This is a genomic window from Enterococcus sp. MMGLQ5-1 (genome assembly GCF_013155265.1).
Classification (GTDB): domain Bacteria; phylum Bacillota; class Bacilli; order Lactobacillales; family Streptococcaceae; genus MMGLQ5-1.
Window position 1 is genome coordinate 1 of record NZ_JABJXU010000004.1, and the last position, 13,807, is coordinate 13,807.

The window sequence follows — 13,807 nt, forward strand, 5'->3', positions numbered from 1 at the left end:
GTAAAACAGAAAAACGTTATCCAAAGTATGTCCCGTAAGGGTACACCTTCAGATAACGCTCCAATAGAGTCGTTTCATGCCTCACTAAAGTCAGAAACGTTCTACATCTCAAAAGAGCCGATAGGCTCTAATACTAGAGTAATCGATATTGTAGAAAAATACATCTATTTTTGGAATCATAATAGAATTTTATCCAAATTAGGGTATCTTTCGCCCGTCGAATACCGATCAGCAAGATTAAATTGAGTCGCTCTTTTTATTTTGTATCAAAAAGTAGTTGCACTTCCATAATATTCTGACACCTCTTTTTTATATTGCATTGCCGAATTGAAATAATACTGTGCTGTGAATATTGATTGGCTCGACAATGATTTTAGGGCTATAGAAAAAATAGTGCTATGACCATGCTATTATAAATTTTTTTATAGTCAGGGTGTTAATATATATTGTTGCGGCATTCTACTTTTTGATTTTATTTATCATCTTATTGATAAATAAAAGAAAAATTGTTATTTTAGTTGTATAGATAATGAAAGAACGTTTATTATCTTTTGATTAATTATGTTAAAAAGATATTTAAAAGAACAAGTTTTCTTAGAATTGGAGGCTAAATGTTCAGACTCAAAATTTTAATTTTAATTATTCTTATGTTTTTGCCGATTAAAATTTTTGCTGTAAACGTGTCTGCTGATGATGGAAGCACGTTACAAAGTGAAGCTTCTGAAAGCAATGATTTGGTTGGTCAATCTCTCGCCGTTGAGGATGGTTCAGAAGCAAACCCATATATCGTTGATAATTATGATTTATTGGTTACAACGCTTCAAAAAAGTATCCCAAGTGGTTCTAATGCCTTACATATCAATATTGTCAAGGATTTAACATATTCTAATGTTTACACACAGATTAATAAAAATGTTGTAATAGATGGTATAAAAGATGCTTCTCAACCACCAAGTAAGCAAAATGCCAGCACATTAAACTATAGTGGTACTGCTTATACGACACCACAGCTGTATACTTCGTCTGCAGGAGTAAATATTACTCTCAAGAACATTAATTTTGGAAGTCAGTCATATCAAGGTAATAGCTATTGGGGGATAGTGCAGGTAAATTCTACAAATGTTACTTTAAATGTTGAGAATATAAACTATGAAATCAATTATGGTGGTCAGCCATTTTATTCGTCGTCCGGCAACAATTTTTTAAATTTTAGTGGTACGAATTATTTTAAAGTTAATCAGTCTGGGAATTATAATCAGGAATTTTCTGAGGGTTTTTCGACAATTAATTTTAAGGAAGGCAGTCAAACTGATATTTATCAAAATAGTAGTGAATCATTAGGTGTTTTTTGGACCAAGTCTGATGCTAAAATTAAAATTGAAAATAATGCGCAGCTTGCAATCTCTTCGGGAAAAACAGCTTTATTTTATAGTGACGGTTCGTTATCGCTGGATGTTGGTGACAACGCATCGTTTAATTATACCAAAATTAATGGTTATCAATCAGGTAATCAGTTGATGTATCAAAATAAAGTAGTTCCTTTATATGCTGGTCAGAACGCCTTAGTTAATTTTAATACTAATAACACCGCTCTAAATGCTGGAAGCTTAAATATTACTGCCTCAGATCCAAATCAAGTTAGCTTTGGATCTGCGACTTCTAATCCAGCCATAGCAGCGGGAGCTCTAAATTTTACAAATTCAGGTACTGGTATTTATCAGATTATTTCAGAAACTACAGGTGGTAAAGATGTTGACCCTTTAGTTTCTTCTATTTCTTCCGGTAATACTGCGACCTTAACATCAGCCCAGTATTCTGGCAAGACCTCTCTTACATACTTACCGTTGATCTCTATCTCTGGTATTACTGCCAGTGCCGAGGTTGACAATCAAAAGAGTGATATTGTTGCAAGTTTAGTTGATTTTGTAGCCCCTAGTAATTTAGCGTGGAATTATCAGGCGAATTATTTAATTTCAAGTGTTCAATTAAAATTGCAAACAGAAATTCAGTCGGCTTATCAATTGGGGACGGAATCAGTTGACGGGATTCGTTATACTGGAAATTCCAATCTTGATTCAGTGATTGATAATAGAACAACTACATTCAATAATATATTAGCAGGTAAGTATTATGTTTATGGTCAAGTTACTGCAACGAATAATAGCAGTAATATATCCACTAATTGGTATGAAACTACAGTTATTGTTCCGCAATATTTTGCAACTATTTTTACGAAACAATTAGCCTTCAAGGCCCCAACAAGTTCTGTAATCAGCGATTCTAGTGATTATATAATTCAAAGCTGTAGTAACACGCCAACCAATATTACCATAGCTTACTTAATAGAAAATTCAAATTCTGACAGTAGTATTGAATTAGTTAAACAATTATCACAGGGCGATGCTAATAAATTAAAATTAGATTTTAATGTGGAGATGACTGATAAAGCATTTAGCTGGAATTTATTACCAGGCGCTCTGAATAATTCGGATCAATTGATATTACAGCCTTATTGGCAATCAAATAATGTAGCTCATATTTCTTTAGGGGGCGAATATTCAGGTCCCTTTAATAAAATAAAAAATGTTGATTATAGCTTGATTTTTAATATTACAGATACATAGAGAGGAGCTGATTAAAACGATAGATTCTAAAAAAGAAAACCAAGCCACTGATGATCATAAAAGGAAAAAGCGATTACTTTTATTTTTAATATTTTTACTTTTAATTGCAGGTGGTTATTTGATTTATAATCATTATTTTAAAAATGATATGATGAATACAACAATTGTTTCGGGGGATTTTTTACCCGATGCAAAAGATGCTTCAAAAATGACTGAGGATGAACTCAAAAATTATGCTCAGGCTGCGATAGATGATAGTCAATTTAATATGCGAATAGTATCTACAGCAACCTTTGATAAAGAGACTATGAGTGGAAATTTGGCTATTCAAAATCCTCCCAATAATTCACAACCGGTTAATGTAATTATCAGAATTGATGGCAGTAATCTTGAAGTATATGACTCAGGCGCAATTCAGCCAGGAGAAGAAATTACAAAGGCAACGTTAAATAAAAAAATCGATGCTGGAACTTATGAAGCGACAGCAACGTTTAATATATATAATCCTGATACGAAGAAAAAACAGGGTTCGGTCCAAGCAAAGCTAACCCTAGTGGTTGAATAAAAAAGATGAGGAGAAAATTATGAAAAAATTGTTATTAAGTATGATTTTATTTGCGGGAATTCTTGGTTTATCAGCTACAAGCTCAGCAACAGAGGTTGATAATGGTGATGGTACTAAAACAGTTGATGGTACAGGTAGTACTAGTATTCCAGTTACTGGAACTTTAGGTGCTGACAATACTAAAGAAGATGGTGGAATTCCTGAGGGGAGTACACAGTGGGTCAATGTTGTTGTACCTAGTAAAACAATTTTCTATAGTCTTCCTGGTGCCACAACTATCCAGTCACCGACTTATACAGTTAAAAATCAATCTGGTCGCCCTGTAACTGTTGATATCGCTTCATTTAATGCAGTAGATGAGACAGCGATTTCTGGCACTAATTTATCTGTTAGTTTAAATGCAACTGGGGCAACAGAAAGTAGTGTTACGGCTTCTACTTCAGTCATTTCAAGTGCAGCAGCTGTCGGTACTTTAAATACAAAATTAGCTGATTTAGCAAATGTAAATAATAGATTTACTTCTGCAGGAGCTGCTGTTTCAGGTGCCAATCAATTATCATTTTCATATGGTGGAACACTTACGGCTGTCAATACTCAGAAAATTGGAACCTATAATTTGATGCTTTCATTTAGTGTTCCTACAAATTGGTAAAAAATAGATTATTTTATCATTAAGGAGGTTTCGTAGTGGAAAGTCAAATTGAAGTTACTGGAATTTTGAATTTTGAACAGCTACCGGAATCAGAATCCAGTGAGAATAATGATAATCATTCTATTGTAGTAACTAAGATTTATACAGAACAGCTTCCAAATACTAATATGTCAACAAACTACGATTTAATTCTTTTAGGTGTGATTGCCTTTCTAGTTTTTGCCTTAATTGTTAAATTAAGGCAATTAGATAATTAAATAGAGTAGCTTTCATTAAGAATCAAAAAAGAGCTTGGGAATAATGATGTGAATCCCAAAAGTTAGACCTGAAAATCTAACTTTTAGGGGGTCACTACATAAGTCCTTAGCTCTTTTTTAGGAATGTGCGCTTTATATTAAGCTCTAATTATAAAAGTGAAATTCTAAATAAATAGAATATGCAAAACTTTATTATTTCCTGCTTAGCATAAATTATACAGCGAGGGAATTTTACTTTTTAGAAACTTGACCGATTATTTTTGATTATGCACAATACACCAAACAATGCTATTAACGTTCCCATATAAATGAATAAACTAGATGTTTTTAATCCAGTGTTAGGTAAATTAGAGTTATTCTTCGATATTGGTGTGTAGCTGTTTTTAAATGTTTGGTTGCCTGTGTAAGCTGCATGAGCCTCTAGCTGACCGTTTTTATCCTCAACTGTTACGGTTACAGCAATAATGTGTGTATCATAGGTTATATCGGTCTGAGCTTCCTGCACTTCTTCAATTGTATAGGTATAGGTACCAGCCCTATCATAAGACAAAGAATCAAAATTAATGGCACCCTGAGCATCATTATTTTTAGTTTGAATGATATTGCCAACAGCATCTTTTAAGCTAAAGCTAAATTCTCCGGCGTTCAATGCCCGTCCTGTTAATGTTTTATGTGCGGTTAGAGTAATTGTATCTGAGATTGGTTGATAGGTGTTTTCAAATATTTGGCTGCCAGTATAGACAGTAGCTGCTTCTAGCTTTCCAGCTTTATCTTCAACTATTACAGTCACATCAATAATATGCGGATCATAGGTTATACCAGTTTGCGTTTTTTGTACTTCTTCAATTGTATAGGTATAGGTGCCAGCCTTATCATAAAACAAAGAGTCAAAATTAATGGCACCTTGAGCATCATTATTTTTAGTTTGAATGATATTGCCACTAGCATCTTTTAAGCTAAAGCTAAACTCTTCGGCGTTCAATACTCGCCCTGTTAATATTTTGGTAGCATTTAGCTTAACATTTGTTGGTGTTACTATTGGATTTTCACCAAATTTAACAATCCCATTACTAGCGATACCACCACCTTCTCTTGCAAGGTTATTAAAAATAAGAAAACTGGTAATTGATTTTAAAGCGTCTATATTAATACCATCAGTTCCGACATGTAAATATGTATCATTATTATTAAAATTCAAATCAGATAAAGAAATTTTTTCATCAGTTGGTTGATATCTTGGATTATCATGATAGTAAGAAAGAATATCCTCATTTAACGATTTTTCAGGAAAAGTAATTAAAGCATTGGGATACTCGTGCTTTGCAATATAGTAATCATCTCCACCAGAGCGATAATCATCCTGCGTATTAACTTGATTGCCAATAATGGTGGACATATCACTGCTGGTTGCATTGCCTGTCGGGCATAGCCAAACACCGCCACCTTGCAATGTTGCCTCATTTTCTGTTACTAATCCGTTGTTAATGATGAGAGTTGCATAATTACCTGGGATATTACTGACACCATAAACATAAATACCACCCCCACTACCAGCGGTATTATTGCCAATGCTTCCACCATTTAAAGTAACCTCTCCCCCTTTAATGAAGATACCGCCACCTACTCCTAAGCTTGCTTCATCAGGATGACCAGCTGAATTATTGACAATTGAACCCTTGTTCATAACAAATTTACCAATAGTGTATACGCCACCCCCACCATTTGAGCCACTTAGTCCATAGGCTTTGTTATCACGGATACTTCCACCGTTCATTTCAAAATAACCGCTATTAAATACGCCGCCTCCTGTGGTTGAATCTGATACACCTGTCGAGCCTGAGATAATTCCAGCATTTAAATAGAAGCTCCCCTCATTCCAAACAAGAGCCCCGCTTCCGTTATTATTACCATTAATTGTGACATAATTTTTATCCTCAGATGTTTCGCCAAGCGATAATTTAGCACCAAGCTTATTTTTTATTACTGGCTCATTTGAATTTCCGCCATGAAGTAAGCTGAAATTTCCATCATCCTTAGAAATTATTAGTATATTCTGCCCAGAATTAATATTAATTGTAGAAGCAACAACGATATCTGAATTAATAATAATTCTGGTTTGAGTTCCATCATTTGCGGCACCTTGCACGGCACTTTGCAGCTCGGAAAAATGTCCCACTTCAATTTCTACATTTGATTTGAGAGTATTAGTTTCAGCATTAGCTTTAATGCCTAAAAATAACATTACAATCAAAAAAATAATATTTAAAGCTTTTTTCATTTTCAGCTCCTTTTTTTGGTTTGGTATAGCCTAGAAATATTAATCTTATATAAAAATTAAAATATATTTAGTTATTTAATTATATATCATTGACAGGCTTATTGCAATTTTTCATGTATTAATAATATTTTAGATTTATATATGCTCAAGAGACCATTTTGAAATTAATAAATTCTAGAAAGTTTTTGTTAGCTAGTAAACACGAAAAAGTAGGTATAACTTTTAAACAAAATAACGAAAATCCGAATTTCATTTTATTGTAAATAGAGATTTTATGATAATGCCCGAGTTTAATAGCAGATATCAGGATAAATTATTGAAAAATAATAAGTAAAAAAATTCATTAATATAGTTTATTATGTTATTATGACTGTGTTGATACTTTTTTTATCGAACGATAAAAAGAGGACAAAAAAAAGCCGCTTTAGTAAAATAAAAAACTTACTAAATCAGCAATTCGCAGTACAAATATTTTCAATTTTATAAACTTTTTTTATCGTTCGTTATAGCTAGTCTTATTTTAGAGGATGTGAATTATATGAAAAAATACCTGGATGCTCCTCTTGATAAGCAAAGAGAGCTATTTTTTTCAATCAATACAGGCATCAATAATTCATCTTATAGCAGAACATGTATTATACCTGACCACTGGGACTTAAAAAAAATTAATATTTATTTAGAGCGTTCGATGAATATTTCCAAAGAATTAATTAGTGTAGAGCGCATACAAGATGTCCTTATTTTTCATGAAAGTATTAAAAATTTTGAAGTGAATAATAAGCGGATGATTGATTATTACTGGTATGACGTCAAGGAATTCATTATTGAGGTTCAAAATCAGACGCAGAAATTCAGTTTTATTCTAGTAGCGGGCTTTGATGCTAATGAGATTGATATAGCAGAAGTGATGAAGCAATTCTTTCCCAAAAATAAAATAAAAGTTGATTACTATAGGGATTCGTGGCTGTCAAAAAACATCAATATTTAATATAGATTTGATAAAAAATAAGTTAAGATTTTTGAAATGAAAGTTATATGCCATAAGTACTGATAATTTAACCAATTTTAAAAATAGGAGAATAAAAAATGAAAAGTAGGAATATTATTTTAGCTACATTGCTGATCGGTGTTCAAGTATTGAGTCCAATAGCCAGTATTGCAGAAACAGTTGACAGCAATCAAGAAACAGACCAAGCAATACTTTCCCAAGCAGCACCAAGCGCTACTGAAGCAGCACTGACGGAGAATACAGAAAATATTGCAAATGAAGCTACTCCAGCTACGACAACTCAGGAAAATGTCTCAATTTTACCGTTAAATGATACTGCTTCAGCGGCTTCTGTAGAAACGATTGACAGCTGGATGCCAGATAAGAATTTACAAAATATTGTTGGGGCAGCATTAGGTCAAAGTGATTTTACACAGGAGGATATGCTAAGGCTAACTGATTTAACAATTGTAAATCAGGAAATTGCCAACCTTCAAGGGCTATCGTATGCTAAAAATTTAGTTAATTTAACAATAAATAATACTGATTTATCTGCGACTGCCAATCTAGCTGAAGTTGGTACACTTTCAAATTTAGAAAGTGTAATTGCTAATGGTGATAATTTATCTGATCTTTCGTTTATTAATAGTAATAGCTTAACCTCTTTGAGAACGATTAGTCTATCGGATAATTTGTTTACCAATTTAAATGGCATTCGTGGCATCAGCCTTCCAAGCTTAGAATATATTGATATTTCTTATAATCAATTAAATGATATTTCAATTATTCAAGATTTAGATGCACCTAACGTTTCAACTATAATTGCTTCACATAATCAAATTTCAGATATTGCGCCAATTGCTAATTCATCTCTAACTAATTTAGTTTATTTGGATGCTGGTTATAATTTGATTAAAGATGTAGATGCATTTGCAAATTCATCGTTCACCAAGCTTGAAAGTTTAATTGTTAATGATAATCAAATTTCAGATATTTCTGTGATGAAAAATTTAAAGGATCGATATCCAAATTTGCATGTTTATAATGTGGATCGAAATCATATTAATAGTATTGAATTTATGGAAGGTTATTATTTATATTCTAGTACATCAGCGGCAGATCAAAGCTTTGAAACTACCGTAACTAAAATTAAGCCCTCTGGAGCAGCTTTGCAACAATATGAAATTGAGGTACCAGTTACTTCGCTAAATTATAAATATGATAATTCCGTTGGTTATTATGTAGGGACACCAGATCCGAATGCAGAAACACTTTCTTTATTCTCAATTTCTGGTGCTGATAAGCTTCGGCTTACAGAGGATATATTAGAAACAAATATTGATGAAAACAGTGATTATGACAGAGTAAAGAGCTTTGTCGTCGAAGCATCACAATCAAAGCTGCCAGACCAGCTTTCATTTTCTTGGCGTGGCGCACAAGGTCAGTTTACTGGTACTGCTAAAATTAATATAAATTGGGTTGATGCACAAGCCCCTATTATTAATGCTAGCAATCAAACAGTTTATACTGGAGATGTATTTGATTCACTATCTACAGTCACGGCCTATGATCAGCAATTAGATGGTTCAGCTCAGTCAGATTTAACCGATCAGATTAAAGTTTTAAGCAGTAATGTTAATACTAATAAAGCTGGAGTATATACTATTACCTATAGTGTAACCAATCAATATGGAGTAACAGCCAATAAAACAATATCTGTTACGGTATTAGAAAATAAGCAATCCATTAATGGAGAAGATTTCTCTATGTATGTCGGTGGCGATACTCCTTTAGCAGCTGATTTTAAGGCGAGTGCAACTGGCAAATCAGGTGAAAATTTACCAATAACTGTAGATTTAAATAACGTAAATTTAAATCTTGCGGGAGATTACACTGTGTTTTTAAGAAGTGAGGATGGACAAACTAAGGCAGTTAAGCTGCATATCCTAGAGCATAAAGCAGGAGAAGGGGATTCATCTTCTAATGCCAGTAAGCAATTGGTGAAAAATACGAATAGCTCACAAAGTAAAACGGTATTGCCAACTACCAATGAATCACAAGGTAGCTTGACTGAAATTATCGGTCTGTTGATATTAATTAGCGTAGCTGTAGCTGTACTTTTAAAGAAAAAATTTAATACGAAAAATAATTATTAATTCAAGGTAGAACCCAATAGATACTTTAATATTAAAAATTAGCAAGCTATCTTTTTCGGCTCAATGTCGAATTGGACTGGTTTTACAAAAAAACTAGAAAGGGGTTGGGACAAAAGTCCTAACCCTTTTCATATTGTTCGTAATTTATGGGGAACAATGCGACAGCGACGAAAATAGATAATTTTCTACATTGTTGAACGTCTTTTGTCCCGCCTTCCTTTTGCATCGCTCATGCCTGTTTTGAATGCTGCAGTTTTGTTGTAAAGACGGAATTGTTTCTTATAAACAACCCAATTTACCGTAGTTTAGGATGGTATGTTTTTTTTATTATTTCAAGATAAATAAAAATTGGACCAAAATATTTATTAGTCCAATTTATTATAGAGCCTCTTTTTCAAGATAGGCTGCTGATTTTATATAATTTGATGAAATAAAACCAAAATGAATTTAATATATTAAAACCAGCGTTTTTAGGCGCTGGCTTGTGATATGAGATTATAGTTGCGCTTTTGAAGCGTACTAAGATTAAATACTATTTTTCTTGTAAATAATATTTATCCTTAACATTTAATTTATCATCGAAATCATAAACTAATGGTGGGAAATTAGGGATTTCAACATCCATGATTTCATCATCAGATAATTGTTCAATATGTTTTACTAATGCACGAATTGAGTTACCATGCGCACCAACAAAGACATTTTTACCTTCTTTAAGTGCAGGTGCAATTTTATCTTCCCAGAAAGGCAAGGCACGTTCTAAAGTTACTTTTAAGTTTTCTGCATCAGGGACAACAGAATCATCTAACAAAGCGTAACGACGATCAGTATGCGCTGAATATTCATCATCACGTGGCATTAAAGGTGGTAAAGTATCATATGAACGTCTCCAGATGTGAACTTGCTCATCACCGTGCTTGGCAGCAGCATCAGCTTTATTTAAACCTGTTAAACCGCCATAATGACGTTCGTTTAAGCGCCAAGATTTTTCAACTGGGACCCACAATTGATCAGAAAATTCTAAAACGTAGTTGGTTGTTTTAATCGCACGTTTTAAAACTGAAGTATAGGCAATATCAAATTCAATGCCAGCTTCCTTAACTAATTGACCTGCTTTAATTGCTTCTTCAACACCCTGCTCAGCTAAATCAACATCAGCCCAACCTGTGAATAAGTTTTTTTCATTCCATTCAGATAAACCATGACGTGCAAAGACTAATTTTGCCATTTAAGAAATCGCTCCTTTAAATTTTTTTCATTCCTCATCCAGTTTACTATGAATTACTTTAAATTTCTAGGGGTATCCTATTTTTTCAAGTACTTGTAAACGGTACCAACTGAAATATTTAATTTATCGGCAGTCATTTGAATTGTATAACGACGCTTGTGATAATAGTCGTTGATTTTTTCAATTATTCTTGGTTCAATTTTTGGTCGACCACCGATTCGATTGGCCTTTTTGGCACGGTTGATACCAGTTTTAATTCGATTCTTGGTGATTGCCCGATCTAACTCAGCTAATGCAAGAATATGTGAGTAAAAATGCTTATCAACTTCTGTATCAATGTTTTCTTTGACGGCAATTAAACGAATTTGTTTTTCAATTAATTTAGGCACAATTTTACCCAATTGGCGCGTTGATTTTTGAATCGTAGCTAATTCGGGAATAATGACGGTATCCTTTGTTTTTAATTTTTTGATAAATAATGTAAAATCATTACTTTGGAAATATTGTTGGCAAGCGTAATCTGATAATTGAACACGTTCATCTGATTGATGAATAAAGCCGATTACAGCCATAAAATCCGCCTCCTTATTTTAGAGGTAACCTTAAGTTTACGCTCGTTTTTCTATTTCAACTGTTTAATGCTTAAATGATTTATAATAAAATAATGCAACAAAAATGGCGCCACCGACAATATTTCCAAGGTAAACAAAGATAAAGTTACCGAGAAATTGGGTCAAGGTTACCTCACCCATCATCATGCCAAATGGAATTAGGAAGGCATTAGCTACGCTATGCTGGAAACCGATTGCGACGAAGGTCATGACAGGAAACCAAATCGCTAAAATTTTGCCTGTGGTATCCTTGGCAGCGTAGCATAGCCATAATGCCAGTCCAACAAACCAGTTACAGCCAATACCAGAAAAGAAAGCCTGAGTAGGCGTGGCATTGACCTTAGCATGCGCTAAGCTGATTGCTTCTGCTAGAAAATCGCCACTTGTTAGTAGTCCTGTAACCTTACCAAAGAAAAAGGCTACAAATAAGGCACCAATGAGGTTGCCAAGGGTAATGACAAGCCAATTTTTGATTAGCTCTGACCAAGATACTTTTTTATCTAGTAATCCTGCAAACACAACCATCATATTACCAGTGATTAATTCTCCTCCAGCTAATAGAATTACGATTAGACCAATTGGAAAGACACAAGCACCTAAAAAGGAAGCAACACTGCCCCAATCTTCAATCATACTTGCGGCCACTCTAATATAGGCGAGATAGCCAAGAGAAATCATTGCCCCGCCGATAAACGAAAGGATTAATTTACTTTCAAGGGGCTTATGGATTTTTTTTTCAGCCATTTCAATTGTAAAGGCTAGCGTTTCTTCCGGAGTTCTCACTTTTTACACCTCTAATGTTTTTGGTCCATCCTCATAGCCCACGATAACTCGAGAAACCATATTAATAAATAGTCCATGTTCAACGACACCGACTAAATGATCAAGCTGATTGGCAAATGATTTTGGATTTTCTATTTTTTCTAAATGTAAATCAATGATATAATTATTTGAATCCGTTTTCAATAAAAAATTGTTATTATCTTTTCGGAAGGTTGGCTGATAGCCCTGTTTTTCAAAATAATTGAATAATTGCTGGCTGCCATAAGGAATGACTTCGATTGGCAAAGGGAAGGCGCCTAGCTTTTTTACCATTTTGGATTGGTCGACAATCCAGATGATTTCTTTAGAGTAGGTTGCAACAATCTTTTCAAAGAGTAACGCTGCCCCACCACCCTTTGTGCCTGAAAAATCTTCGGCGATTTCATCAGCACCATCAATTGTAATATCAACGTGTGTGACTTCATCAATTGATTTCAAGGGAATATTGAGTGTCGCGGCTAATTTAGCGGTATCATTTGAAGTTGTGACCCCAATAATTTCCAGTCCCTCCTCATTGACACGTCTTCCGATTTCTTTAGTCATATAGGCGGCAGTTGAGCCAGTTCCAAGTCCAACAATCATCCCATTTTTGACATACTTTGCCGCTTCAATGCCTACCATTTCTTTTAAATTCATAATTTCCTCCTCTGTTTTTTCACCTTATTTTATTTTATCATAAATCATATCTAAAATTGTATACAAAAAAAGAGAATTGACATTATTTATTTAAAATGATTAAAAAAAGGCCAAAGAAGACTAAAAGAATCAGTCTTCTTTGACTTAAGCGTAAATAGAGGTGATTAATTTAGCTTAGACGTTCTTCTTTAACATAATCAATTGGTAGCCATTCAAGAACACGATCAATTTGCTTATCCCAATAATACCATTCATGCTTGCCATCAGCAGATTCAAAAGTTAAGTCGTAATTAAGCGCATTAAGCTTTTCTACAGCATAAAGATTGGCTTGATAGAGGAAGTCCTGATGACCGCACCAAGCGTAGAGCTTGGGCTGCTTTTGATGTTGCTTTACCTGTTTTTCAGCAGCAATCATTAAATTATTTTCACTGGTTTCAAATAAGTCAAGATTTCCAAAAATACCATTCCAATAAGCTTCCTGGCCAAGATCGGTTGGCTTCATACCTGTAAAGGATAAGCAGCCAGATAAGCTTGCTGCATAGCTGAAACGTTCAGTCAGGAAGGCAAATTTAAAGGCGCCATAGCCCCCCATAGATAGCCCTGCGACAAAGCTTTTTTCTCGCTTGCTTGAAATTTGTGGGAAAAATTGTTGAATAATTCGAGGCAATTCTTCTGTTAAGGCGCTAAAATAGGGCATACCATATTGCGTATTGCTATACCATGCTAAGTCAGTAGAGGGCATCACGATTGCTAGTTTTGTATGACGAACCAATCGAGCAATACCTGTTCGCTTGAGCCAAGTATTGTGATTACCAGCCATACCATGAAGTAAGTAAAGCACTGGAATGTCATCAAGCGTTTCACCAGGCGCTAATTCGCTTAAATCTGGTAAAATCACATTCATATTGCGATCCATATCTAATAAGTCTGAACGATATTCAATTTGAAAGATTGCCACTATTAATTCCTACTTTCTGTTCAACTATAATT

At 34.0% G+C, this 13,807-nt stretch carries 13 protein-coding genes; 7 read left to right on the forward strand and 6 right to left on the reverse strand.

Annotation, left to right across the window (positions count from 1 at the left end):
* From HOY35_RS05315 to HOY35_RS13610, 5 genes are all read left to right on the forward strand, one after another.
* On the forward strand, positions 1-246 hold a 246-nt coding region (locus HOY35_RS05315), incomplete at its 5' end, for an IS3 family transposase (protein WP_172285821.1).
* Between the two features lie 365 nt (positions 247-611).
* A complete protein-coding gene (locus tag HOY35_RS05320) occupies positions 612-2,624 on the forward strand; it encodes a hypothetical protein (protein ID WP_172211052.1) in 2,013 nt (670 codons plus the stop codon).
* Positions 2,625-2,742: 118 nt separating this feature from the next.
* The gene (locus tag HOY35_RS05325; RefSeq protein WP_249641481.1) at positions 2,743-3,189 is read left to right on the forward strand and encodes a hypothetical protein; all 447 of its coding nucleotides are present in this window, start codon (positions 2,743-2,745) and stop codon (positions 3,187-3,189) included.
* 19 nt (positions 3,190-3,208) lie between these two features.
* Entirely contained in the window at positions 3,209-3,841 is a 633-nt protein-coding gene (locus HOY35_RS05330) for a hypothetical protein (RefSeq protein WP_172211054.1), read from the forward strand.
* 35 nt (positions 3,842-3,876) lie between these two features.
* Complete coding sequence (locus HOY35_RS13610; RefSeq protein WP_172211056.1) at positions 3,877-4,098, forward strand: LPXTG cell wall anchor domain-containing protein; 222 nt, start codon at positions 3,877-3,879, stop codon at positions 4,096-4,098.
* A gap of 238 nt (positions 4,099-4,336) precedes the next feature.
* Here the strand turns inward: HOY35_RS13610 and HOY35_RS05340 are convergent, their stop codons facing one another.
* Positions 4,337-6,376 carry an FctA domain-containing protein gene (locus tag HOY35_RS05340; protein WP_172211058.1) on the reverse strand — a complete coding sequence of 680 codons (2,040 nt, stop codon included), beginning with the start codon at positions 6,374-6,376 and terminating at the stop codon, positions 4,337-4,339.
* A 538-nt stretch (positions 6,377-6,914) separates the two neighbouring features.
* Between HOY35_RS05340 and HOY35_RS05345 the strand changes: the two genes are divergently transcribed.
* Both HOY35_RS05345 and HOY35_RS05350 read left to right on the forward strand, forming a co-directional pair.
* A complete protein-coding gene (locus tag HOY35_RS05345; protein WP_172211060.1) occupies positions 6,915-7,364 on the forward strand; it encodes a hypothetical protein in 450 nt (149 codons plus the stop codon).
* Between the two features lie 98 nt (positions 7,365-7,462).
* Positions 7,463-9,520, forward strand: a complete 2,058-nt coding sequence (locus tag HOY35_RS05350; RefSeq protein WP_172211062.1) for a leucine-rich repeat domain-containing protein — start codon at positions 7,463-7,465, stop codon at positions 9,518-9,520.
* Positions 9,521-10,052: 532 nt separating this feature from the next.
* Here HOY35_RS05350 and HOY35_RS05355 read toward each other — a convergent pair.
* From HOY35_RS05355 to HOY35_RS05375, 5 genes are all read right to left on the reverse strand, one after another.
* Complete coding sequence (locus tag HOY35_RS05355; RefSeq protein WP_172211064.1) at positions 10,053-10,748, reverse strand: phosphoglycerate mutase; 696 nt, start codon at positions 10,746-10,748, stop codon at positions 10,053-10,055.
* A 77-nt stretch (positions 10,749-10,825) separates the two neighbouring features.
* On the reverse strand, positions 10,826-11,320 hold the full coding sequence (locus HOY35_RS05360) for a recombinase family protein (protein WP_172211066.1): 495 nt from the start codon (positions 11,318-11,320) through the stop codon (positions 10,826-10,828).
* Positions 11,321-11,383: 63 nt separating this feature from the next.
* The gene (locus HOY35_RS05365; RefSeq protein WP_172211068.1) at positions 11,384-12,142 is read right to left on the reverse strand and encodes a formate/nitrite transporter family protein; all 759 of its coding nucleotides are present in this window, start codon (positions 12,140-12,142) and stop codon (positions 11,384-11,386) included.
* Between the two features lie 3 nt (positions 12,143-12,145).
* Positions 12,146-12,817 (reverse strand): ribose-5-phosphate isomerase RpiA, encoded by a 672-nt coding sequence (gene rpiA, locus HOY35_RS05370; protein ID WP_172211070.1) that lies wholly within the window; start codon positions 12,815-12,817, stop codon positions 12,146-12,148.
* A 169-nt stretch (positions 12,818-12,986) separates the two neighbouring features.
* Positions 12,987-13,775 (reverse strand): alpha/beta hydrolase family protein, encoded by a 789-nt coding sequence (locus tag HOY35_RS05375; RefSeq protein WP_172211072.1) that lies wholly within the window; start codon positions 13,773-13,775, stop codon positions 12,987-12,989.
* Positions 13,776-13,807: the final 32 nt, after the last annotated feature.